Here is a 22,872-nt window from a genome sequence, read left to right on the forward strand (position 1 = left end):
AATATGATGCCGATAATGGATAACAATCAAATGCCGAATATGATGCCGATAATGGATAACAATCAAATGCCGAATATGATGCCGATAATGGATAACAATCAAATGCCGAATATAATGCCGATAATGGATAACAATCAACCACCGAATATGATGCCATATCAAATGCCGTATCAACAGCCCATGATGCCGCCGAATCCGTATTATCAACAACCAAATCCATATCAAATGCCATATCAGCAAGGAGCGCCGTTTGGACCACAATATACGTCTATGCCAAATCCGAATATGATGCCAATGGATAATAATATGCCGCCGCTTGTGCAGGGTGAGGAAGATTGTGGATGCGGAGGAGAAAGTAGACTATATAGTCCACAACCAGGTGGTCCGCAATATGCGAATCCTTTATATTATCAACCAACTCAGTCTGCATATGCACCACAGCCAGGAACGATGTATTATCAACCAGATCCACCAAATGTATTTGGAGAGCCCGTTTCAGAAGAAGAGGACGAAGAAGAAGTTTAAAAAGGCGGGAGTATTCCCGCCTTTTTTGCATGCGTGTTAATTAAGAAAATGAAGTTTTTTTATGAGGTGCTAGAAAATTCCCAGTGAAATATTAACAGTGTAAAAACCTTCTCTGTTACTCATCATAAGAGGGAGCTTTTCAGTAGAGAAGCTCATTCTAACAGAGGGGGTTTTTGTATTGAATACGAAAGTAAAAGTGATTGCTGCTTCTTTGTTAGTTACCAGTGCATTAGCTGCATGTGGTACACCAAAAGATAACAATGCAATGGATGGACGTAACTACAATTACGAGCGTACATCTTATAATGATACACACCAGTATCGTGATAATGTAACGCGTAATGATCGTTATACAGATTATGTAACATATAGAAATGGTCGTAACGATACAGGATATAATAATTATTACCGCGATGTAAATTATAATGGCCAAATTGCTAATCCACATCCAACACGTAATATTACAATGAACAATTCATACATTAACAATGATGGTAAAACAGCAGAAAGAATTACAAATCGTGTGAAACGTATGAATAACGTAGACCGTGTGTCTACAGTTGTATATGGAAACGATGTAGCGATTGCGGTAAAACCACGTAATCCAGTATCGAATGAAACAGCGCTTGCAAATGAAGTTCGTCAAGCTGTTGCAAATGAAGTTGGAAACAGAAACGTATATGTTTCTGTAAGAAATGATATGTTTACTCGTGTCGATGCAATGAGTACTCGTCTACGTAACGGTACAGTTACAAACGATTTTAATCGTGACATAGTGAATATGTTCCGAGACATTCGTTACGGTTTAACTGGTACAGTACGATAGCAAAACAAAAGAGGAAGGGGTAGCCCTTCCTCTTTATTCATCGTTGTCTTGTAAACGACGTTTTTTAATAAAATAACTAACGGAGTAAGAAACTAAAAAGCATATGAAAAGAATACTACCTGTTAAAATAGCTTCAAACAGTGGTCTTTCTGGACTGAAAATAATATAAATAATAGCCATAACGATTCCTACAATAAGGGAGCGGAAGACAAGTTTATAATAAGGAGTTAACTTTATTTCCTTTTCACTTTCTTCTACATCGATTGAAACACTTAACTGTAAATAACTAAGGACGATACTTGTAAGAATAAATAATAGCCATAATGGAGATTTCGTAATTTGATCCATTCCTTCAGTGAATCCGATATAGCCTAAAATGCCAATTATACCAAGCGATTGAAAAAGAAAGGCAATACGTATGTTTTTTAATGTTTTCAGAATGAGACGTTCATCCTTTATTTTTTTCACAATATCCATCTCCTGTTTATTATGATTTCGCTGTTATATTAATTGTAACATATATATTACTTTTATCAATTTATAATTTACATACTATTCAGTTGGATAAAAGAGGGAATAAAATATTTTTATAAACATGTTGCACTTATACTTTATTAATGTTATATTAACAAAGCGATGAGCTAATTTACGTAAGACGAGAGATATGCTTAAGTGCTAAACACGCGAATGTGGTCGCCTGGTCTCTCGCCGTAAACGCATCAAGACGCCTGCTTTGCAGGCGTCTTTCATTTTATATGAATGTAATGGGAAGAATGGAGGAATCCAATCTTCCCTTTTTTGTTGAAATAAAAGTCGGAAAATAAAGTTATTTACAAGTGTATATGAAAGGGTTACTATTTAATGGTAATATATTACATGTTTTTTAGATATAAAAGGTTGGGATGAATAGGATATGGAGAACTTTGAATGTAGAAATACAGAAGTTGTATTAGAGAAATTTCAGGTCGTAACCCCTATATTTCAGGCGTTGGGAGATGAGAATCGTCAGCAAATTATTATGCTGTTATTAGAAAATAAAAAGATGAATGTAACGCAAATAACAGATGAAATGGGAATTTCTAGACCGGCTGTTTCGCATCATTTAAAAATTTTAAAACAAGCAGAACTAGTTGAAGCCGATCGAAATGGAAAAGAGATTTTTTATTCTATAGTGGCTGGAGAGTTTTTAAAACAGGTAAAAGATTTAATTCAAGCGATAGAGTCAAATTATTAATTTTTTTTGATTGATAAGTAAACGAGTTTAAACTTATAAACGCGTTTTGTGGAAAAGGGGTAATGAAAATGAATAGTATAAATCGTATGTACGTGATTATGTTACTTGTTCCTTTGTTTTGGGGTGGCTCTTTTGCGACAGCGGAGCATATTATTACGGAGATTCCACCAATTACTGCAGCAACAATTCGTTTTGGCTTAGCTAGTTTTATTTTAATAGGCATAGTTTTTATGAAATCTGAGTGGGATACAAGTTTGTTATTAAAGAATTGGAAAGGGCTGTTATTTGTATCGTTAACAGGTATTTTTGGCTACAACGTTTTTTTCTTTATGGGACTTCATTATACTTCTACTATGAATGGCTCACTTATCATTGCTACAATGCCAGTTTTTGTGACATTAGGGGCAATATTATTTTTTAAAGAGTCTTGGAGTTTAAAAATAGGAATAAGTGTAATCTTATCCCTGCTTGGCGTAATAGTTGTTATTACGAGTGGTTCCATACATAAACTTATGTCTTTATCCTTTAATAAAGGAGATCTTTTATTTATAGCTGCTTTAATCTGTGGGGTGCTATATAGCTTAACTGGGAAAAAAGTTATGCGTGGTGTATCACCCTTGTTAACTACAATGAGTATGACGATATTAGGAACTGTTTTTTTAGCAGGATTTTCTCTACATGAGGATGGATGGGGAAAGGTTTTAACGCTTTCTTTACAAGGTTGGATAGAAATGTTGTACATGGTCGTATGTGGGACGTTAATTGGGTATATCGTGTTTAATAAGGGGGTTGAAGAGTTAGGCGCAAGTAAAGCTAGTATGTATTTAAATCTAACTCCTATTGTGGCTACTGGTATATCAGTTGTATTATATGAAGCGATTGTTACGTGGCAACAAATAGTTGGAATGATAATTATACTAATGGGGGTTTATATAGTAACAGTACAATCAAATAAAGATATAAAGAAGCTTTCGCATAATCAATGTATTTCGAAATAGATAAAAGTAATTGAACACTATAATTCTTAATGATGGCATTCTATGAATTAGGGATAAAACCACCATTTCCGGAAAAACTACTAATGAAAGTATGATCTTGCCTAAAAGAGGTGAACGGAAATGAAATGGATACTGATTGCGATGCAAGCTTTCGTTATGATGTTTTGTTTCGTTTATGAAACGAATGTGAAGGCGGAAGGGCCAGTATCAGAAGTAACGGAAAAAGAACCTGAGGTTACAATTTTATTAGAGCGTATGTATGTTGATGGAGAAGTAAGTGAGGAAATACTTACAGAAAAAGTAGCGGATTTAGAAAAGTTTTTACAGCAATATAAAGAATGGCAACTTGTTGATCGTGATGATGTACAAATCGTATTACAAAAGAAAGTTGATGATATTTCTCCGTTATTGAAAACGAGCGGGTATTTTGGTGTTTCAGAGGAAGGGATATTACAAATTTTCAAAGGTGTGCCAAAAAGTGATAATGCGATCCATTCTTTCTTTCAAATTGATATGAAAAAGCTTGAGAGTTATGAGCGTGCGAAATTGAAGCGTGGTATTCGGATTAAATCAAAAGAAGGTTTTGTAAAGACGATTGAAAAAATGAAACAATACGCAGTGCAAAATAAGAAAAAAAGCAGCTCATGGTGAGCTGCTTTTTTTTCTTATTTGTTTTTAGCTAAAATTTCTTTTGCGATTTCATCAATTAGCATATCTTTTCCGATTGGATTGAATGCTTTCGTATTGAAGACTTCATTTGATACTTCATATACGTGATTATTTTTAACTGCTTTATTGTCTTTCCAAACGGCACTGTTTTTGTAGTCTTCGTAAACTTTATCAGCTTCGCCGCCGAAGTTTACAATAAACATTTGGTCAGGCTGGAATGCAACTAGACCTTCTAGTGATACTTGCGCCATCGTTTGTTTTAAATCCGTACCTTTTGTTGCTGGAAGTTTTAAGTCATTAAAGATGATGTCACCGTATCCGAAGCTACCATATACACGGAAGTTTTGTGGTGTAACTGCAACGAACATAAAGTTCTCATCTTTTGTTTTCTCTTTAATTTTTTTAGATAAAGAGTCTGCTTTCTTATCGTAGTCTGCAATCCATTTGTCTGCTTTCTTCTCTTCGTCAAATAGCTTACCTACTTCTTTAAACTTACCACGCCAGTCTTCTAAGTTTGTTTCTAGAACAACTGTAGGTGCAACCTTTTCTAGTTGATCATAAATTTTTAATTGACGGTTGTTTAAAATAATTAAGTCTGGTTTTAAAGCAGTAACAGCTTCTAAATCAACTTTAGGTGCCCAGTACCAACCAACTGCTTTTACTCCATCTAATTTGTCTGTTAAGTGATTTTGGATTTTATCTTTATATGTATTTGCTGTACCAACAGGTTTGTGTCCAAGAAGTAATAGTTCTTCTGTTGATCCAGATAAGTCAACAATTCTCTTTGGATTTACTGGAATTGTAGCTTCACCTTTAGCATGTTTTATAACTTTTGTTTTCGGTTGTTCTTTTGCTTTTGATTCTTCTTTTTGAGAAGAACAGCCAACGATAGAAAGAACAACAAGCATAATAGTAAATAAAATAAATAGCTTACGTTTCATCCTGATGTAACCCCTTTAATTAGTATTGATAATCATTATCGACCTCTGTATATTAAGGTGCTTTAACCTTTCTGTCAATGGAAAATAACAGAAGTTTCAAGTGGAGAACATTTGTTGGGGCAGTCTCGCTTTTCTATCATTAAATATGTTAAAATGGAATACATGATTTAAGAGGGAGAGATCGTATTTTGTTTGAATATGTTACAGGTTACGTGGAGTATGTAGGGCCGGAATATGTCGTAATTGACCATAATGGAATTGGTTATCAAATTTTCACACCGAATCCGTATGTATTTCAAAGAAGTAAGCAAGAAATCCGTGTCTATACATATCATTATGTGAGAGAAGATATTATGGCACTTTACGGGTTTAAAACACGTGAAGAGCGTTTATTATTTACAAAGTTGTTAGGCGTGTCTGGCATTGGGCCAAAAGGCGCTCTTGCAATTTTAGCTTCTGGTCAAACAGGACAGGTCGTTCAAGCGATTGAGCATGAAGATGAGAAGTTTTTAGTGAAATTCCCAGGCGTCGGAAAGAAAACAGCACGCCAAATGATTTTAGATTTAAAAGGAAAACTAGCAGATGTCGTACCAGATGCATTTGTGGATTTATTCTCAGACACAGAACGTTTTGATGAGAAGAAAGGTTCATCAGCTGAGCTTGATGAGGCACTGGAAGCTCTGCGCGCACTTGGATACGCAGAACGCGAAGTTTCTCGCGTTGTACCAGAGTTATTAAAAGAATCATTAACGACGGATCAGTATATTAAAAAGGCACTTAGTCTTTTACTAAATGGTAAGAGGTGAGTATAATGGACGAACGTCTCCTTTCAGGGGAATCTGCATATGAAGATGCGGATTTAGAATATTCATTACGGCCACAGACGCTCCGTCAGTATATTGGCCAAGATAAAGCGAAACATAATTTAGAAGTATTTATTGAAGCAGCGAAAATGCGTGAAGAAACGTTAGATCACGTGCTTTTATATGGACCGCCAGGTCTTGGTAAAACGACGCTTGCGAATATTATTGCAAATGAAATGGGCGTTAATGTTAGAACAACTTCAGGTCCCGCTATTGAAAGACCAGGAGATTTAGCTGCTGTATTAACAGCGCTTCAGCCAGGGGATGTATTATTTATTGATGAAATTCATCGTTTGCATAGATCAATTGAAGAAGTATTGTATCCTGCGATGGAAGACTTTTGCCTTGATATCGTAATTGGAAAAGGGCCTTCAGCACGTTCTGTACGCCTAGATTTACCGCCATTTACATTAGTTGGAGCAACGACACGCGCCGGAGCATTATCGGCACCGCTTCGTGACCGCTTCGGTGTACTTTCAAGGTTAGAGTACTACACAGTAGATCAGCTTTCTGCGATTGTTGAACGTACAGCAGAAGTGTTTGAAGTTGAAATCGATTCGTTAGCTGCATTAGAAATTGCAAGACGTGCTCGTGGTACACCTCGTATTGCGAATCGTCTTTTAAGACGTGTACGTGATTTCGCGCAAGTTCGTGGTAACGGAACGGTTACGATGGAAATTACGCAAATGGCATTAGAGCTACTGCAAGTAGATAAATTAGGTCTAGATCATATTGATCATAAATTACTGCTTGGTATTATTGAGAAATTCCGTGGTGGTCCAGTTGGATTAGAAACGGTTTCAGCAACAATTGGAGAAGAATCTCATACGATTGAAGATGTGTATGAGCCGTATTTATTACAAATTGGCTTTTTACAACGAACGCCAAGGGGCCGAATTGTAACGCCGCTTGCGTATGAACATTTCGGAATGGAGATGCCAAAAGTATGATGGAGATGCCCAAAATGCTTATTACAGCGGGAATCTTACTCATCGTTGTTGGATTAGCTTGGAAGTTCATTGGCAGGCTTCCAGGCGATATTTTTGTGAAAAAAGGAAACGTTACCTTTTATTTTCCTATCATTACATGTATTGTGTTAAGTATTGTACTATCTTTTATTATGTATATAATAAATCGATTTAAATAAGAAATAGGTGGATATAGCTATGGATATAAATCTGTTTGATTTTCATTTACCAGAAGAACTTATTGCACAAGTCCCGTTAGAAGATCGTGAAACATCAAGATTAATGGTGTTAGACCGTGAAACAGGTGATATTGAGCATAAACATTTTACGGACATTCTTTCTTACTTACATGAGGGGGATTGCTTAGTTTTAAATGAAACGAAAGTTATGCCTGCTCGTTTGCACGGTGTGAAAGAAGATACAGGCGCGCACATTGAAGTACTTCTTTTAAAACAAGAAGAAGGCGATAAGTGGGAAACGCTTGTAAAGCCAGCGAAACGTGTAAAAGAAGGAACTGTTATCTCTTTTGGCGAAGGGAAATTAAAAGCAACTTGCACAGGAACTGCAGATCAAGGTGGACGTCAGCTTGAATTTTCATATGACGGCATCTTCTATGAAATTTTAGATGAACTTGGGGAAATGCCACTTCCTCCATATATTAAAGAGACGCTAGAAGATCGCGATCGCTATCAAACAGTATATGCGAAAGAAATCGGTTCAGCAGCAGCGCCGACTGCGGGACTTCACTTTACAGAAGAGTTACTTGAGAAGTTAAAGCAAAAAGGCGTTCAGTTGGCATTCATTACACTTCACGTAGGGCTTGGAACATTTAGACCAGTTTCTGCAGACACGATTGAAGAACACCATATGCACGCAGAATATTACCATATGTCTGAAGAGACAGCGGCATTATTAAATCGTGTGAAAGAGAATGGTGGACGTATTATTACTGTAGGTACGACATCAACTCGTACGTTAGAAACAATTGCAACAGATCATGACGGTAAGCTTTGCGCCGCTTCTGGATGGACAGATATTTTCATGTATCCGGGATATGAATTTAAAGCAATTGATGGTTTAATTACAAACTTCCACTTGCCGAAATCAACATTAATCATGCTTGTAAGTGCATTTGCAAATAGAGATAATGTACTTCATGCTTATAATGAAGCAGTAAAAGAAAAATATCGTTTCTTTAGCTTCGGTGATGCAATGTTCGTTGCATCTCACGCTAAAATGAGAAACAAATAAAAGGAGTAAGTTATGACAGCAATTCGTTATGAATTTATTAAGACATGTAAACAAACGGGTGCCCGTTTAGGTCGTGTGCATACACCGCACGGTTCATTTGATACACCAACATTTATGCCAGTTGGTACACTTGCGACAGTTAAGACAATGTCACCGGAAGAATTAAAAGCAATGGATTCTGGCATTATTTTAAGTAATACGTATCATTTATGGCTACGTCCAGGTCATGAAATTATTCGTGAAGCAGGCGGCTTGCATAAATTTATGAACTGGGATCGTGCAATCTTAACAGACTCTGGTGGTTTCCAAGTATTCAGTTTAAGTGACTTCCGTCGTATTGAAGAGGAAGGCGTTCACTTCCGTAATCACTTAAATGGAGATAAATTATTCTTATCACCAGAAAAAGCGATGGAAATCCAAAATGCATTAGGTTCGGATATTATGATGGCATTTGATGAGTGTCCGCCATTCCCGGCTACTTTTGAATATATGAAGAAATCTGTAGAGCGTACGAGCCGCTGGGCAGAACGTTGCTTAAAAGCGCATGAACGTCCGCAAGATCAAGGTTTATTCGGTATTGTACAGGGCGGGGAGTACGAAGAGCTTCGTCGTCAAAGTGCGAAAGACCTTGTTTCAATGGACTTCCCTGGTTACGCTGTAGGCGGTTTATCTGTTGGTGAACCGAAAGATATTATGAACCGTGTACTTGAGTTTACAACACCACTTCTTCCAGATAATAAGCCTCGTTACTTAATGGGTGTAGGTTCTCCTGACTCATTAATCGATGGTGCAATTCGTGGTATTGATATGTTTGACTGCGTACTTCCAACTCGTATCGCTCGAAATGGTACATGTATGACAAGTGAAGGTCGACTCGTTGTAAAAAATGCGAAATTCGCAAGAGACTTCGGTCCGCTTGATCCAAACTGTGATTGCTACACATGTAAAAACTACTCACGTGCGTATATTCGTCACTTAATGAAATGTGATGAAACGTTCGGAATTCGTTTAACGTCTTATCACAACCTTCATTTTCTGTTAAACTTAATGGAGCAGGTGAGACAAGCTATTCGTGAAGACCGTCTTGGCGATTTCCGCGAAGAGTTCTTTGAACAGTATGGCTTTAATAAACCGAATGCTAAAAACTTCTAATACATAATTTAAAAGGAGGAACAAAAGATGAATGCAGGTATGATGAATATCGTTATGATCGTTGCGATGTTTGCGATTTTCTATTTCTTATTAATTCGCCCGCAACAAAAACGTCAAAAAGCAGTTGCTCAAATGCAAAGTGAGTTAGCAAAAGGTGATGCTATCGTAACAATCGGTGGTTTACACGGTACAATCGAATCAGTAGATGAGACGAAAATCGTTATTAAATCTGGTGGTTCACACTTAACTTTCGATCGCAATGCGATTCGTGAAGTTGTGAAAAACTAATGTGGAAGGCCCTGCATGAAATGTGCAGGGCCTTTTTTTAGTTACTTTGCTTTGACATATTTACACCGAAAATACCACCTAGTGTACTCGCCCCCATTAATGCTAATTGATAAAGTAATTGTGAGTTCGATAAGGTTTGAGAAAAGCCTAAATAGTTAACTAGAAAGACGAGTATAGTGAATGTGAGCCCTGTTGTGAAACCTACTAGCCAACCTTTTCCTTGAGCCTTTTTGCCGGCAGTAAATCCAGACATAAGCATAGATAAAAGAGCGAGTATAAAAATAGTAACGGTTAATGTCCCTTCATTTATATTTGTAAACTTTAATAAAAGAGCCATAATCATACTAGTAATAGATGCGAGAATTAGTAGTGTAACAATACCGAAGCCAATTGCAGTTGATAATTTTTTCGTTCCATCCATTTATGCATTCCCCCTTTTTAATACAAGCATATTTTCCTTTTGCCCAAGTTAGACTAGTTTCTTTTTTATAGGGGAGTCTATACGTAAAAAAGGAGATGTAGAAATGGAATGGATATCAATAATTGGACGGACAATGCTTTTGTATATCATCATCTTAATTATTTTTCGTCTTATGGGTAAACGTGAGATAGGAGAGCTAAGTGTATTAGATTTAGTCGTATTTATTATGCTTGGAGAAATGGCCGTAGTGGCAATTGAAAATACCGATAAATCACTTTGGCATCAATTAGTTCCGATGACTTTTCTTATGTGCATCCAAATTATTTTGTCAGTCATTTCCCTAAAGTATCAACGCTTTCGGCATTTAATAGAAGGTGAGCCAGCTATTCTTGTAAACGCGGGGAAGATTGATGAAAAGAAGATGAGAAAGCAACGGTATAATATAGATGATTTAATGATGCAATTAAGGGAACAAGGAGTTGGAGATATTCGGGATGTAGAATATGCTATTTTGGAACCGTCTGGGAAGTTATCTGTCTTTCAAAAACAAAAAAATAAACAAGATACATTACAGTTTACGCTTCCTCTTATTATTGATGGAGAAATTCAATCTAGTCATTTACAAATGATTGAGCATACAGATGAATGGCTTATTGAGAAATTAAAAAACTTAGGTTATAACGATGTAACACAAATTTTATACTGTAGTTTTCAAAACGGACAATTTTTTGTTGATGTAAAAGAAAATTAGAGATTTATCCTTTGAAAGAGTAAGAATGATTGGTTTAACTAATAATCAGTGGAGATTACCCCACTGATTAAAGTTTCATCTTATTTCAAAAATGAAAGTTTACGAATGATAGGGAGACGACTTAACTCTTCTTTTCGAATGAGTTTGAAAGTGAAGAGAAGTACGATATAAACAATTGTTGTTAAAGTGATTTCCCATAATGTTTGTATGCCAAGGGAATGAGAGAAAATAATATATTTATGGAGATAAAAACCGAAGGCGCCTGAGATACCGATGGCAAGTCCGCCGAAAATATAGTCTTTTGCGTAAATGGTAAATGTAATCTTTTTTAAAACAGTAGCGTAGTGAAGAAATGTTACTGTTACAATATTTGCAGCGATAGCAAGTGCAACCCCCATCATTTGAAATTCTGGCCTTGATGCTAGTACAAAAATAACGATTAATTTCACGATGGCACCAATAAATGTATTCATCATTGCAGCCCTTGCTAAGTTTAAAGCTTGCAAAACAGAGGTAAGTGGACTTTGGAAATAATGAAATAAAAAGCAAGGCGCAAGAAGTTGAATGAATGCTGTTGCGCTGTCTGATCCATACATAAGAGTTAAAACAGGAGAAGCGAATACGTATAATATAACGACAGACCATCCGCCGGTAATTAATGAAATTCGAAGTGCTTGTTGTAAACGGTGCTCCACTAATTTATGTTGTCTTTTTGCCATTGCTTCACTAATAGAAGGGACGAGCGCTGTAGAAAGAGCGTATGTAATAAAGGCGGGTAGTGATAGAAGCGGGAATGCATAACCGTTTAATATACCGTATTGCTGGGTTGCAACAGAAGCAGCGACACCAGCGATTGCTAAGCTTTGCATAACGACAATAGGTTCAAAAAAATATGAAACGGAGCCGATTAAACGACTTCCTGTAGTTGGAAGGGCAATATCCATCAGAGAATAAAATGTCCCTTTGCTTTCCTTTACAGTAGTGAAAAATCCAGAGCGTATTGATAAATGTTTTTCTCGCTGAAATAACGTGAGTAAAAATAATAAGGATGCAACTTCACCGAGAACAGCTGATAACATAGCGCCGGCTGCAGCGTATTCTATGCCGTAAGGTAAAAATAACTGGATGCATATAGCGATAATGGTAATGCGGACGACTTGTTCTAGAACTTGCGCATAAGCGCTAGGTTTCATGTTTTGTTTCCCTTGAAAGTAACCACGCAAAACAGAAGAAACAGCAATAACCGGGACAACGGGCAAAATGGCCATTAATGGATAGTACGTTCTTTCGTCGGTTAATAATGTTTTTGCTAAAATAGGCGTGAGGAACATAATTCCGATTGTTAAAATGATACTAATAACGGATGTAACAGCTAGTGATACGGTTAATATTTTTTTAACTCTTTGTTTATCGTTTACAGCTTCCGCTTCTGCTACAAACTTTGCGATTGCGACAGGAAGACCAATTTGTGTCAATGTAATTGCTAAAATGAATGTAGGAACGGCCATCATATAAAGACCAACGCCTTCTTCTCCTAAAATACGTGCCATTACTATGCGGTTGATAAAGCCAAGTATTTTTGTAATAAAGCCGGCTATCATTAAAATAAATGCGCCTTTTAAAAAGCTTTGTCTCGTCATGTTCTTCTCCTACCTTCTCAAAATCAATGGAATGATTTACAATAATTTATATGCACGTACGAGACAAGAATGACAAGCATTTAAGAGAGTGAAGTATGATAGTGCTCTTGAAAGTAGTTATTGCTGTCCATTAGAGCGGGATTAAAGCGACTTTTTCGTGCTGAAATAAGAAGGAGATGTTATAAATGTTAGATAGAGAGGCTTTGGTAGAATCATACCGCGGACAGTTACAAGTCGTTTTAGAAAGTAAAGTAGAAGAGTTTCAAATGTTCGGTTACGACCGAGTAACAGATGATGACATTTGGAAGTTTCTCAAAGTGAAAAAGTGGAAGAAGATAGACAGCGATGTTAGATTGTATGAATTAGTTAATGACGTATTAACAGTAAGTACTAATGAATATATGACATATTTAACTGTTGAAGCTTACCAAGCACCGCTTTGGTCATTTGATGAGTACGAAAATAAATAACCGACTGCAATTGGTTTGTTCTTCCTTTTGCAGTATAATGATATGTATTGATAAAGAGGAAATAATTGTGTCTAAGATTATATATAAAGGAGGTAGTGAAGAGGAAAATAAATGATGAAAGTGTAGGGAGTGTAAAAGCTTACCTATACAGCTAGTGATGAGCTAGCAAAAATTATAGAAAGGAAGTCTACTAACTAGGCGTATGCACACGTATAGCAGTGAATCGTAAAAGATTTATTGAAAGTGTTAGTAGCAGAAAGAGGGTACATATGGCAAAGCGTGGTACGAGAATTGCCGCCTTTTTCCTCATCGTCTTATTAATCGGTGGAGTAATTGGTGCGGCAGGAAAAGACATAGCAAAAGGAATTAGTCTAGGACTAGACCTTCGCGGTGGTTTTGAAATTCTATATGAAGTAAAACCAGCCAAAAAAGGTGATAAAATCGATCGAGACGTACTTGTAAGTACAGTAGGTGCTCTTGAAAATCGTGTCAATGTTCTCGGTGTAAGTGAGCCGAACATTCAAATCGAAGGGCAAGATCGAATTCGTGTACAGCTTGCTGGTGTACAAGATCAGCAAAAAGCACGTGAAATGTTATCAACACAAGCGAAATTAACATTCCGTGATGTGGATGATAACCTTCTTATGGATGGAACGGATTTAAAAGGCGGCGGAGCGAAGCAAACATTTGATGAGCAAGGCCGTGCGAGCGTAGGTCTTACACTAAAAAGCGCTGAAAAATTCCGTGAAGTAACTGAAAAAATTTCTAAAATGCCACCACCAACGAATTTAATGGTAATTTGGCTTGATTTTGAAGAAGGAAAAGATTCGTATAAAGCAGAATCTGCAAAACCGAATCCAAAGTTCTTATCAGCAGCAACAGTAAACCAAGTATTTAACCAAGCTGAAGTATCTATCGTAGGTGGAAACTTCACAGTTGAAAGTGCGAAACAACTTTCATCTTTATTAAATGCAGGTGCACTTCCTGTTGATTTAAAAGAAATGTATTCAACATCTGTTGGAGCGAAATTTGGTCAACAAGCGTTAGAGCAAACGATTTTCGCTAGTGCGATTGGTATCGCTCTTATTTTCTTATTTATGCTTGTATTCTACCGTTTACCAGGACTTGTAGCGGTTATTATGTTAGGTTTATACATTTTCGTTACATTACTTGTCTTTAACTGGATGCATGCAGTTCTTACGTTGCCAGGTATTGCGGCGTTAGTGCTCGGAGTAGGTATCGCAGTTGATGCGAATATTATTACGTACGAGAGACTGAAAGAAGAGCTGAAAATTGGTAAGTCCATGATGTCGGCATTTCGAGCTGGTAACCATCGTTCATTAGCAACAATTTTAGATGCAAACGTTACGACTCTTGCAGCAGCTGGTGTGTTATTCGTTTATGGTAATAGCTCTGTAAAAGGATTCGCAACAAGTTTAATCGTAAGTATTTTAGTTGGTTTTATTACGAACGTATTCGGTACTCGTTTCTTACTAGGTTTACTTGTAAAGAGCCGTTACTTCGATAAAAAACCAGGATATTTTGGTGTGAAACAAAAGGATATTATTCCATTAACAAAAGGTGTAGTGCATCCGCCAACGAGATTTGATCGTATTAACTTCGTGAATATCGGTCATAAATTCCTTATCTTCTCAATTGTAGTTGTAATTGCGGGTGCAATTATCTTACCAATTTTCAAATTGAATCTTGGGATTGACTTTGCGAGTGGTACACGTATTGACTTGCAATCAAAACAAGCCGTTACGGTATCTGATGTTCATAAAGATTTTAAAGAATTGAACATTGATGTGAAGGAAGAAAATATTGTACCGACTGGAGATGACAATAAAGGTTTCGCAGTTCGTACATTAGGTGTTTTATCAAAAGATGAAATTGCCAAAACAAAAACATTCTTCCACGATAAATATGGTACAGATCCAAACATAAGTACAGTTTCACCGACAATCGGTAAAGAAATTGCACGAAATGCATTTATCGCTGTACTGATTGCTTCTGCAGTTATCATTTTATACGTAAGTATTCGATTCCGATTTACGTATGCGTTATCTGCAGTGCTTGCGTTACTACATGACGCATTCGTTATGGTTGTTATGTTTAGTATTTTCCAATTAGAGGTAGACTTAACGTTTATCGCTGCAGTACTAACAATCATCGGTTATTCTATTAATGACTCAATTGTTACATTTGATAGAAACCGTGAATTATACAAGCAGAAAAAACGAGTGCGCGATATAAAAGACCTAGAAGAGATTGTAAATGCAAGTATCCGCCAAACGCTTGGTCGTTCGATTAACACCGTATTAACAGTGTTATTCCCAGTAATTGCACTGCTTATCTTCGGTAGTGAGTCACTACGTAACTTCTCGTTTGCGTTACTTGTTGGATTAATTGTAGGTACGTACTCTTCTGTTTTCGTTGCCTCTCAAATTTGGTTAATGCTTGAAAACCGTCGTTTGAAAAAGGGGAAAAACAAGAAGAAGGTTGAGAAAGTAGAATCTGAACCGCAAGTATAGAAAAGATGATGCCTTATTATGAGGCATCTCTTTTTTCGTTTGTGGATACAATAAGATAGCAACTTTTTGATGGGAAGAAGATGGAAGAAAGTGGTGGTGTTATCGCTGTTTTTGTTAAAATAAAAAGATAGGTTAAGAAAAGAAGGGATTTTAATTATGGAAAAAGATGAACGTTTTAAACAGGCCGAGTTTGGTGCTATTGTCGGGATCGTTGGTAATATTATATTAGCAATTGTAAAGGCGGTAATTGGTTATATTGGGAACAGTAAAGCACTGCTAGCAGATGCGGTGCATTCTGCATCAGATGTAATTGGTTCGCTAGCTGTACTTTTTGGATTGCGAGCGGCAAAGCAGCCACCTGATGAAGATCATCCGTATGGTCATGGTAAAGCGGAATCGATTTCAGCGATTATTGTTGCGGTATTATTATTTATTGTGGGACTTGAAATCGCGATTTCATCTATAAAAGCTTTTTCGCAAGAACTAGAACCGCCGAAAGGAATTACGATTTTTGCTGTTGTTCTTTCAATCGTCGTGAAAGAAGGAATGTTTCAATATAAATTCCGATTAGGGAAAAGGGTAAATAGTGATGCAATTATTGCAAATGCATATGAGCACCGTTCGGATGTATTTTCTTCAATTGCAGCTTTAATCGGTATTTGTGCAGCTATACTCGGTGGTAAGCTTGGTATAGACTGGCTTGTATATGCTGATCCGATTGCAGGATTAGTTGTTTCGCTTCTTGTTGTAAAAATGGCATGGAGCATTGGAGCGGAAGCAATTCATGCAACGCTTGACCATGTTCTTCATGAGGAGGATGTTATTCCGCTTAGAGAAGCAGTTCTTCAAGTAGATGGTGTGAAAAAAATTGGTTCTTTATATGCACGGGAGCATGGTCATTATGTTATTGTCGATATTAAAGTGTCTGTAGATCCATACATTACTGTAGAAGAAGGACACCGTATTGGAAAACATGTGAAAGAAATACTTATGAAACAAGATAATGTACAAAATGTATTCGTACATATAAATCCGTATTCTCCAAATTAAACATCATTAACATTTTAGTATATAGATATTGCATCGTAGTTTGCATTATATTGTCACCCCTTAATCTGTCTTGTATAATGAACAGGTTAAGGGGTGATTTCGTGTTACAACCGAAGACGCGTTGGAAAGAAAAAGAATATAATGACGAACGAGTGAGTGAATTAGCAAGTAAATTACAGTTATCGCCACTTGTCGTTTCATTATTCCTCGGTAGAGGACTAGATACAGAAGATAAGATTTTAGATTTTTTAAATACAGAAAATCAAGAATTTCATGATCCATTTTTATTAGAAGGAATGGATAGAACGGTAGAACGTGTAAATAAGGCGATTCAAAATGGAGAACAAATATTAATATTTGGTGATTACGATGCAGACGGAGTAAGTAGTACAACTGTGTTATATCTTGCTCTTCAAGAATTAGGTGCAGAAGTAGAATTTTATATTCCAAATCGTTTTACAGAAGGGTATGGGCCGAACGAAGAAGCGTTTCGTTGGGCGCATAGCGCAGGGTTCTCACTGATTATTACTGTCGACACTGGCATCGCAGCAGTACATGAAGCGAATGTAGCGAAAGAGCTTGGAATAGATCTAATTATTACAGATCACCATGAGCCACCGCCAGAATTGCCAGAAGCACTTGCGATTATACATCCGAAATTAGATGGCGGTGTATATCCGTTTCACTATTTAGCTGGTGTAGGTGTTGCGTTTAAAGTTGCGCATGCACTATTAGGCCGTGTACCAGAACATTTATTAGAGATTGCAGTAATCGGTACAGTAGCCGATTTAGTGTCACTTCATGGTGAAAATAGGTTGCTAGTGAAACGCGGTTTAAAACATATGCGTATGACGAAAAATATTGGTTTAAAGGCATTGTTTAAAGTTGCTAACGTTTCGCAAAGTGAAATTACAGAAGAGAGTATTGGCTTCTCAATTGCACCGCGTATTAATGCGGTCGGGCGTTTAGAAGATGCAACGCCGGCTGTACACCTTTTATTATCAGATGATCCTGAGGAAGCAAAAGAGTTAGCCGAAGAAATTGATGAGCTGAACAAACTGCGAAAAGATATTGTAAAGCAAATTACAGAAGAGGCTATCGCTGAAGTTGAAAATAACTTTCCGCCAGAAGAAAACAAAGTGTTAGTACTTGCAAAAGAAGGTTGGAATCCGGGTGTAATTGGGATTGTCGCTTCTAAATTAGTTGAACGTTTTTATCGTCCGACTATTGTATTATGCATTGATCCTATAAAAGAAACAGCAAAAGGCTCAGCGCGTAGTATTGCAGGATTTGATTTGTTTGCAAATTTATCAGATTGTAGAGAGTTATTGCCACACTTCGGAGGGCATCCGATGGCAGCGGGAATGACGCTACATATGAATGATGTAGATGAATTACGTCGCCGCTTAAATGAACAAGCAGATGCAATTTTAACAGAAGAAGATTTTATTCCAATTACAGCAGTTGATGTTTTTTGCAAAGTAGAGGATGTAACACTAGCGGCAATTGAAGATATGCAGAAGTTAGCACCATTTGGTGTTGGAAATCCGAAACCACGTATTGCAGTGAAAGATGCAGAGTTAGAAAGTATTCGCGCAATCGGATCAGATGGCTCTCATTTAAAAATGGCTCTTCGTGATGGACAAGCAACACTGGATACAATTGGATTTGGTTTTGGTGCATATGCGAAAGAAATCTCTCCAGTTGCAAAAGTATCTGTAATAGGAGAAGCATCCATCAATGAATGGAATAATTTTAAGAAGCCACAATTAATGGTACAAGATATTGCTGTAGAGGCGTGGCAATTATTTGATTGGCGTAGTATGCGTAATGCAGAAGCAAATTTAGCAGAACTTCCGAAAGAAAAAATAACAATGGTGTATTTTTCTGAAGAGGTATTGAATAAATTTTCTTTAGAGAGCTATAAAGAGAAGCTCATGCATGCTTCAGAAGTAACGCATTTAGATGATCAATATATCGTGTTACTTGATTTACCAAAAGGAACAGATGAATTAAGTGAGCTATTTAAAGTAGGATTCCCAGCGCGAATTTATACGCTGTTTTATCAAGAAAATAACCATCTATTTAGTACAGTTCCTACGAGAGAACACTTTAAATGGTACTATTCTTTCTTAAGCCAAAAAACACCATTTTCTTTAAGACAATATGGAGAACAACTATGTCGCCATAAAGGCTGGTCAAAAGATACAGTAAATTTCATGACACAGGTGTTTTTTGAGTTAGAATTTGTTACAATAAAAGATGGCGTCATTTTTATGGCAGACAAAAAACAAAAGCGTGATTTAATTGAATCGAACACATATCGTGAGAAAATGAACCACTTACAATTAGAAAAAGAATTGGTTTATAGCACATATCAGCAACTATATACATGGTTTGAAACGATTCGTAATCATAAAGAAGTAGAACAGTTAGGGTAAAGGATTTGTATTTACAAACCTTTTAGATCTGAGGAGGATTCAGAAATATGGATTTCAAGCAACATATCGCAATTGTACCGGATTATCCGAAAGAAGGTATTGTGTTTAAGGACATTACACCTTTAATGAATGACGGTAAAGCATACAAAGCAGCAACAGATGCAATCGTTGAGTACGCAAAAGAAAGAGATATCGATGTTGTAGTAGGACCAGAAGCTCGTGGTTTCATTATCGGTTGCCCAGTTTCTTATGCGTTAGAAGTAGGATTTGCGCCAGTTCGTAAATTAGGAAAATTACCACGTGAAGTAATTACAGTTGACTACGGTAAAGAATATGGTAAAGATGTTTTAACAATCCATAAAGATGCAATTAAGCCAGGTCAACGCGTATTAATTACAGATGATCTATTAGCTACAGGTGGAACAATCGAAGCGACAATTAAGTTAGTTGAAGAGCTAGGCGGAGTTGTAGCAGGGATTGCATTCTTAGTAGAGCTTACTTACTTAGATGGTCGTAAAATGTTAGATGGTTACGATGTATTAGTATTAGAAAAATACTAATCACTATATAGGTAAAACTACGGTGATAAAAAGTACCCGTGAATCTCTTGGAGAGGAGCGGGTACTTTTGTATAATTGAACAAAAAATCATGGTGAAATGTCAGTAAAATCTTTTCCTTTTCACAATTCACAATCATTGGGTTATAATGATAGAATATAATTTATTCTATTAAATAAAGATAAAGTCAATTTTCAATAAAAGGTGATTCGATGGCAAATGAGCAGGTACTAACAGCTGAACAGGTACTCGAGAAAGCAAGTCAATATTTAGCGGATGAAGATATTGAGCTAGTGGCGCGTGCCTATGAATATGCACGTGATGCGCATAGCGAACAATATAGAAAATCGGGTGAACCGTATATTATTCATCCGATTCAAGTTGCAGGTATTTTAGTTGATTTACACATGGATCCAGCTACGGTATCAGCAGGTTTCTTACATGATGTAGTGGAAGATACAGAGATTACGTTAGAAGATATTGAACGGGAATTTAACAAAGAAATTGCTATGCTTGTTGATGGTGTTACAAAACTTGGGAAGATTAAATATAAATCTCACGAACAACAACAAGCAGAAAACCATCGCAAAATGTTTATTGCAATGGCTCAAGACATTCGAGTTATTTTAATTAAACTAGCTGATCGTCTTCATAACATGCGTACATTGAAACATTTGCCTCAAGAGAAGCAGCGTCGCATAGCGAATGAAACGTTAGAAATCTTTGCACCTTTAGCACATAGACTCGGAATTAGTACTATTAAATGGGAGCTAGAGGATACGTCACTTCGCTATTTAAATCCCCAACAATATTATCGTATTGTAAATTTAATGAAGCGTAAACGTGCAGAACGTGAAGAATACTTAGACGAAGTAATGACTGGTATTCGTGAGAAATTAAAAGAAGTTGCAATTCAACCTGAGATTTCTGGAAGACCGAAACATATTTACAGTATTTATCGTAAAATGGCACTGCAAAATAAGCAGTTCAATGAAATTTACGATTTATTAGCTGTACGTGTCGTTGTAAATAGTATTAAAGATTGTTATGCGGTGCTTGGAATTATTCATACGTGCTGGAAGCCGATGCCAGGTCGTTTTAAAGATTATATTGCAATGCCAAAAGCAAATCTATATCAATCTCTTCATACGACTGTAATTGGACCAAAAGGTGATCCACTTGAAGTGCAAATTCGTACGAAAGAAATGCACGAAATTGCAGAATTCGGGATCGCGGCACACTGGGCGTACAAAGAAGGAAAAACAGCAGAAACAACAGGTACATTAGAGAAGAAACTCACATGGTTCCGTCAAATACTAGAATGGCAAAATGAAGCTTCTAATGCAGAAGAATTTATGGAGTCATTAAAAATTGATTTATTTTCTGACATGGTATTCGTCTTTACACCGAAAGGCGATGTAATGGAATTACCACTTGGATCGGTTCCGATTGATTTCGCGTATCGTGTCCATTCGGAAATTGGGAATAAAACAATTGGTGCAAAAGTAAACGGTAAAATGGTGACGTTGGATTATAAATTAAAAACAGGCGACATCATTGAAATTTTAACGTCGAAACATTCATATGGCCCAAGTCAAGATTGGGTAAAACTTGCTCAAACATCTCATGCGAAAAATAAAATTCGTCAATTCTTTAAGAAACAACGTAGAGACGAAAATATTGAAAAAGGCCGTGAACTTGTTGAAAAGGAAGTACGTGGTCTAGAGTATGAGATGAAAGAAGTATTAGCGCCTGATAACTTAAAACGCGTCGCTGAGAAATTTAACTTTGCAAATGAAGAAGATATGTTTGCAGCAGTTGGATATAGCGGAATTACAGCTTCGCAAATTGTTACGCGACTAACGGACAAGTTCCGCAAACAACGCGAAGAAGAAGAAATTGTTGAAGTTAAAGAAGTTCGTAAACCGATGAAAATTCGAAAATGGGATTCTGGTGTAAAGGTAAGCGGTGCTGATAATTTATTAATCCGTTTATCGAAATGCTGTAACCCAGTTCCAGGCGATGATATCGTTGGATATATTACGAAAGGCCGAGGTGTATCGATTCACCGCCGTGATTGTGTAAACGTTCATACAGAAGAAGCTGTAGAACGTTTATTAGAAGTAGAGTGGGAAGGTAGCCCTGAAAAAGAAATTGAGTATAACGTTGATATTGAAATTTCGGGTTACGATCGCCGTGGTTTATTAAATGAAGTACTGCAAGCTGTTACAGAGACGAAAACGTACATTTCAGCTGTTTCTGGTAGAAGTGACCGTAATAAAATGGCAACAATTAATATGTCAATCTCGATTCGTAACTTACAACACTTGAAAAAAGTAGTAGAACGCATTAAACGCGTTCCAGAAATTTATGCAGTACGACGCATGATGCATTAATAGGGAGTGTAGAAAGATGAGAGTTGTTTTACAACGATCAAAGAAAGCGTCTGTCACAGTAGACGGTGAGATCGTAGGACAAATTCCGTTCGGTTTAACATTACTAGTTGGCATTACGCATGAAGATACAGAAAAAGATGCAACTTATATTGCGGAAAAAATTGCAAACTTACGTATTTTTGAAGATGAGAGCGGAAAGATGAATCATTCTGTACTTGATGTAGAAGGACAAGTTCTATCTATTTCGCAATTTACATTATACGGAGATTGTCGCAAGGGAAGACGTCCAAACTTTATGGATGCTGCGAAACCTGACTACGCAGAGCGTTTATACGATTTCTTTAATGAAGAAGTTCGCAAACAAGGATTGCATGTGGAAACAGGGAAGTTCGGAGCAATGATGGACGTTTCTTTAATCAATGATGGTCCGGTGACCTTAATTGTAGAAAGTAAATAGTGTTGATAAAAAAGAGAGGGTTATATAATCCTCTCTTTTTTATACATTGTTGTATGTTTTGTTCATTTATTTGGAATCAATAGCAGTTTCGGTTATGTATAACTCTCTCATCAATATGGAACAATAAAAAGTAAAACATCCATATTGAATGTGAGGGATATACGTATGCGTATGAATGAAAAAGGGCATTCTGTTACAAATGGTGCAAATCAACTGTTTAACGTGAATTTTCATGATTTCATTTCAAAAGAGCAAAATAATACTTCAATGGAGCTTGCTTCCGAGTTTGGGATTTCTCTTCAAGATGTAAAGCGTTTAAAGAAGCAGATTGAACGTTCTTAGAGCACTTGACAATCCTACTTAACAAACGTATAGTAATTTTATATTTACATATGAATATAACCGTTGATAGAGAAGAGTAAATGAGATACACATGGAA

23 protein-coding genes, 1 pseudogene and 1 other annotated feature (1 of these 25 only partly in view) are annotated in these 22,872 nt (G+C 36.7%); of the genes and pseudogenes, 20 read left to right on the forward strand and 4 right to left on the reverse strand.

Annotated elements, in window-relative coordinates; genetic code table 11:
• Both exsA and MRP26_RS04710 read left to right on the forward strand, forming a co-directional pair.
• A pseudogene (gene exsA / locus MRP26_RS04705) lies at positions 1-525 on the forward strand (spore coat assembly protein ExsA); the annotation flags it as partial.
• Between the two features lie 178 nt (positions 526-703).
• Entirely contained in the window at positions 704-1,351 is a 648-nt protein-coding gene (locus tag MRP26_RS04710) for a YhcN/YlaJ family sporulation lipoprotein (protein WP_016080194.1), read from the forward strand.
• Between the two features lie 33 nt (positions 1,352-1,384).
• On the opposite strand, the gene MRP26_RS04715 is transcribed toward MRP26_RS04710, so the two are convergent.
• Entirely contained in the window at positions 1,385-1,819 is a 435-nt protein-coding gene (locus tag MRP26_RS04715) for a hypothetical protein (RefSeq protein WP_023523099.1), read from the reverse strand.
• 445 nt (positions 1,820-2,264) lie between these two features.
• Between MRP26_RS04715 and MRP26_RS04720 the strand changes: the two genes are divergently transcribed.
• From MRP26_RS04720 to MRP26_RS04730, 3 genes are all read left to right on the forward strand, one after another.
• Positions 2,265-2,585: an ArsR/SmtB family transcription factor gene (locus MRP26_RS04720; RefSeq protein WP_088025470.1), complete on the forward strand. Its 321-nt coding sequence runs from the start codon at positions 2,265-2,267 to the stop codon at positions 2,583-2,585.
• Positions 2,586-2,653: 68 nt separating this feature from the next.
• Positions 2,654-3,583 (forward strand): DMT family transporter, encoded by a 930-nt coding sequence (locus tag MRP26_RS04725; RefSeq protein ID WP_088025469.1) that lies wholly within the window; start codon positions 2,654-2,656, stop codon positions 3,581-3,583.
• 120 nt (positions 3,584-3,703) lie between these two features.
• Positions 3,704-4,234, forward strand: a complete 531-nt coding sequence (locus MRP26_RS04730) for a BofC C-terminal domain-containing protein (RefSeq protein WP_197242775.1) — start codon at positions 3,704-3,706, stop codon at positions 4,232-4,234.
• A 14-nt stretch (positions 4,235-4,248) separates the two neighbouring features.
• Here MRP26_RS04730 and MRP26_RS04735 read toward each other — a convergent pair whose 3' ends face one another.
• A complete protein-coding gene (locus tag MRP26_RS04735; RefSeq protein ID WP_197242774.1) occupies positions 4,249-5,193 on the reverse strand; it encodes an iron-hydroxamate ABC transporter substrate-binding protein in 945 nt (314 codons plus the stop codon).
• A 188-nt stretch (positions 5,194-5,381) separates the two neighbouring features.
• Between MRP26_RS04735 and ruvA the strand changes: the two genes are divergently transcribed.
• The 6 genes from ruvA to yajC are packed head-to-tail and all read left to right on the forward strand — an operon-like array spanning position 5,382 to position 9,715.
• Positions 5,382-5,999, forward strand: coding sequence for a Holliday junction DNA helicase RuvA (ruvA, locus tag MRP26_RS04740; RefSeq protein WP_000464511.1), 618 nt, complete (start codon positions 5,382-5,384; stop codon positions 5,997-5,999).
• A gap of 5 nt (positions 6,000-6,004) precedes the next feature.
• Positions 6,005-7,006 (forward strand): Holliday junction branch migration DNA helicase RuvB, encoded by a 1,002-nt coding sequence (gene ruvB, locus MRP26_RS04745; RefSeq protein ID WP_000344450.1) that lies wholly within the window; start codon positions 6,005-6,007, stop codon positions 7,004-7,006.
• Positions 7,003-7,203 carry a DUF2905 domain-containing protein gene (locus MRP26_RS04750; protein ID WP_000970410.1) on the forward strand — a complete coding sequence of 67 codons (201 nt, stop codon included), beginning with the start codon at positions 7,003-7,005 and terminating at the stop codon, positions 7,201-7,203. The genes ruvB and MRP26_RS04750 overlap by 4 nt, the downstream gene beginning before the upstream one ends.
• Before the next feature lie 19 nt (positions 7,204-7,222).
• Positions 7,223-8,275 carry a tRNA preQ1(34) S-adenosylmethionine ribosyltransferase-isomerase QueA gene (queA, locus tag MRP26_RS04755; RefSeq protein ID WP_000354014.1) on the forward strand — a complete coding sequence of 351 codons (1,053 nt, stop codon included), beginning with the start codon at positions 7,223-7,225 and terminating at the stop codon, positions 8,273-8,275.
• 12 nt (positions 8,276-8,287) lie between these two features.
• Positions 8,288-9,427, forward strand: a complete 1,140-nt coding sequence (tgt, locus tag MRP26_RS04760; RefSeq protein ID WP_000125365.1) for a tRNA guanosine(34) transglycosylase Tgt — start codon at positions 8,288-8,290, stop codon at positions 9,425-9,427.
• 27 nt (positions 9,428-9,454) lie between these two features.
• Complete coding sequence (gene yajC, locus MRP26_RS04765) at positions 9,455-9,715, forward strand: preprotein translocase subunit YajC (RefSeq protein ID WP_000991115.1); 261 nt, start codon at positions 9,455-9,457, stop codon at positions 9,713-9,715.
• 37 nt (positions 9,716-9,752) lie between these two features.
• Here yajC and MRP26_RS04770 read toward each other — a convergent pair whose 3' ends face one another.
• The gene (locus tag MRP26_RS04770; protein WP_000349148.1) at positions 9,753-10,136 is read right to left on the reverse strand and encodes a TIGR04086 family membrane protein; all 384 of its coding nucleotides are present in this window, start codon (positions 10,134-10,136) and stop codon (positions 9,753-9,755) included.
• Positions 10,137-10,239: 103 nt separating this feature from the next.
• Between MRP26_RS04770 and MRP26_RS04775 the strand changes: the two genes are divergently transcribed.
• On the forward strand, positions 10,240-10,887 hold the full coding sequence (locus tag MRP26_RS04775) for a DUF421 domain-containing protein (protein WP_000454821.1): 648 nt from the start codon (positions 10,240-10,242) through the stop codon (positions 10,885-10,887).
• 80 nt (positions 10,888-10,967) lie between these two features.
• Here MRP26_RS04775 and spoVB read toward each other — a convergent pair whose 3' ends face one another.
• Positions 10,968-12,527 (reverse strand): stage V sporulation protein B, encoded by a 1,560-nt coding sequence (gene spoVB / locus MRP26_RS04780; protein WP_089171792.1) that lies wholly within the window; start codon positions 12,525-12,527, stop codon positions 10,968-10,970.
• A gap of 185 nt (positions 12,528-12,712) precedes the next feature.
• Here spoVB and MRP26_RS04785 point away from each other — a divergent pair, with 185 nt between their 5' ends.
• The 8 genes from MRP26_RS04785 (at position 12,713) to MRP26_RS04820 (ending at position 22,775) form a co-directional block, all read left to right on the forward strand.
• The gene (locus MRP26_RS04785) at positions 12,713-12,997 is read left to right on the forward strand and encodes a post-transcriptional regulator (RefSeq protein WP_000886979.1); all 285 of its coding nucleotides are present in this window, start codon (positions 12,713-12,715) and stop codon (positions 12,995-12,997) included.
• A 269-nt stretch (positions 12,998-13,266) separates the two neighbouring features.
• Positions 13,267-15,531, forward strand: a complete 2,265-nt coding sequence (gene secDF, locus MRP26_RS04790; protein WP_001119065.1) for a protein translocase subunit SecDF — start codon at positions 13,267-13,269, stop codon at positions 15,529-15,531.
• 156 nt (positions 15,532-15,687) lie between these two features.
• Positions 15,688-16,581, forward strand: coding sequence for a cation diffusion facilitator family transporter (locus MRP26_RS04795; RefSeq protein ID WP_000409746.1), 894 nt, complete (start codon positions 15,688-15,690; stop codon positions 16,579-16,581).
• Positions 16,582-16,682: 101 nt separating this feature from the next.
• Positions 16,683-19,022 (forward strand): single-stranded-DNA-specific exonuclease RecJ, encoded by a 2,340-nt coding sequence (recJ, locus tag MRP26_RS04800; protein ID WP_000941225.1) that lies wholly within the window; start codon positions 16,683-16,685, stop codon positions 19,020-19,022.
• Between the two features lie 47 nt (positions 19,023-19,069).
• A complete protein-coding gene (locus MRP26_RS04805) occupies positions 19,070-19,582 on the forward strand; it encodes an adenine phosphoribosyltransferase (protein WP_000346215.1) in 513 nt (170 codons plus the stop codon).
• A gap of 210 nt (positions 19,583-19,792) precedes the next feature.
• Positions 19,793-21,976 (forward strand): GTP diphosphokinase, encoded by a 2,184-nt coding sequence (gene relA, locus MRP26_RS04810; RefSeq protein ID WP_001262795.1) that lies wholly within the window; start codon positions 19,793-19,795, stop codon positions 21,974-21,976.
• A gap of 16 nt (positions 21,977-21,992) precedes the next feature.
• A complete protein-coding gene (locus MRP26_RS04815) occupies positions 21,993-22,433 on the forward strand; it encodes a D-tyrosyl-tRNA(Tyr) deacylase (RefSeq protein ID WP_001266965.1) in 441 nt (146 codons plus the stop codon).
• 165 nt (positions 22,434-22,598) lie between these two features.
• Positions 22,599-22,775, forward strand: a complete 177-nt coding sequence (locus tag MRP26_RS04820; RefSeq protein ID WP_001242605.1) for a hypothetical protein — start codon at positions 22,599-22,601, stop codon at positions 22,773-22,775.
• A 54-nt stretch (positions 22,776-22,829) separates the two neighbouring features.
• Positions 22,830-22,872 (forward strand) — a binding site (T-box leader); it runs 188 nt beyond the window's last position.

Origin of the sequence: Bacillus sp. CCB-MMP212 (assembly GCF_022748145.1) — a bacterium.
Taxonomy (GTDB): Bacteria; Bacillota; Bacilli; order Bacillales; family Bacillaceae_G; genus Bacillus_A; species Bacillus_A cereus.

What these genes read in the sequence shown, in the direction of transcription:
- yajC (WP_000991115.1), top strand. Translation starts at nt 9,455, where the DNA reads ATGAATGCAGGTATGATGAATATCGTTATGATCGTTGCGATGTTTGCG.
- MRP26_RS04730 (WP_197242775.1), top strand. Translation starts at nt 3,704, where the DNA reads ATGAAATGGATACTGATTGCGATGCAAGCTTTCGTTATGATGTTTTGT.
- MRP26_RS04795 (WP_000409746.1), top strand. Translation starts at nt 15,688, where the DNA reads ATGGAAAAAGATGAACGTTTTAAACAGGCCGAGTTTGGTGCTATTGTC.
- MRP26_RS04775 (WP_000454821.1), top strand. Translation starts at nt 10,240, where the DNA reads ATGGAATGGATATCAATAATTGGACGGACAATGCTTTTGTATATCATC.
- MRP26_RS04735 (WP_197242774.1), bottom strand. Translation starts at nt 5,193, where the DNA reads ATGAAACGTAAGCTATTTATTTTATTTACTATTATGCTTGTTGTTCTT.
- MRP26_RS04750 (WP_000970410.1), top strand. Translation starts at nt 7,003, where the DNA reads ATGATGGAGATGCCCAAAATGCTTATTACAGCGGGAATCTTACTCATC.
- relA (WP_001262795.1), top strand. Translation starts at nt 19,793, where the DNA reads ATGGCAAATGAGCAGGTACTAACAGCTGAACAGGTACTCGAGAAAGCA.
- tgt (WP_000125365.1), top strand. Translation starts at nt 8,288, where the DNA reads ATGACAGCAATTCGTTATGAATTTATTAAGACATGTAAACAAACGGGT.
- MRP26_RS04785 (WP_000886979.1), top strand. Translation starts at nt 12,713, where the DNA reads ATGTTAGATAGAGAGGCTTTGGTAGAATCATACCGCGGACAGTTACAA.
- MRP26_RS04820 (WP_001242605.1), top strand. Translation starts at nt 22,599, where the DNA reads ATGCGTATGAATGAAAAAGGGCATTCTGTTACAAATGGTGCAAATCAA.
- MRP26_RS04770 (WP_000349148.1), bottom strand. Translation starts at nt 10,136, where the DNA reads ATGGATGGAACGAAAAAATTATCAACTGCAATTGGCTTCGGTATTGTT.
- ruvB (WP_000344450.1), top strand. Translation starts at nt 6,005, where the DNA reads ATGGACGAACGTCTCCTTTCAGGGGAATCTGCATATGAAGATGCGGAT.
- MRP26_RS04805 (WP_000346215.1), top strand. Translation starts at nt 19,070, where the DNA reads ATGGATTTCAAGCAACATATCGCAATTGTACCGGATTATCCGAAAGAA.
- spoVB (WP_089171792.1), bottom strand. Translation starts at nt 12,527, where the DNA reads ATGACGAGACAAAGCTTTTTAAAAGGCGCATTTATTTTAATGATAGCC.
- MRP26_RS04720 (WP_088025470.1), top strand. Translation starts at nt 2,265, where the DNA reads ATGGAGAACTTTGAATGTAGAAATACAGAAGTTGTATTAGAGAAATTT.
- MRP26_RS04725 (WP_088025469.1), top strand. Translation starts at nt 2,654, where the DNA reads ATGAATAGTATAAATCGTATGTACGTGATTATGTTACTTGTTCCTTTG.
- MRP26_RS04815 (WP_001266965.1), top strand. Translation starts at nt 21,993, where the DNA reads ATGAGAGTTGTTTTACAACGATCAAAGAAAGCGTCTGTCACAGTAGAC.
- secDF (WP_001119065.1), top strand. Translation starts at nt 13,267, where the DNA reads ATGGCAAAGCGTGGTACGAGAATTGCCGCCTTTTTCCTCATCGTCTTA.
- queA (WP_000354014.1), top strand. Translation starts at nt 7,223, where the DNA reads ATGGATATAAATCTGTTTGATTTTCATTTACCAGAAGAACTTATTGCA.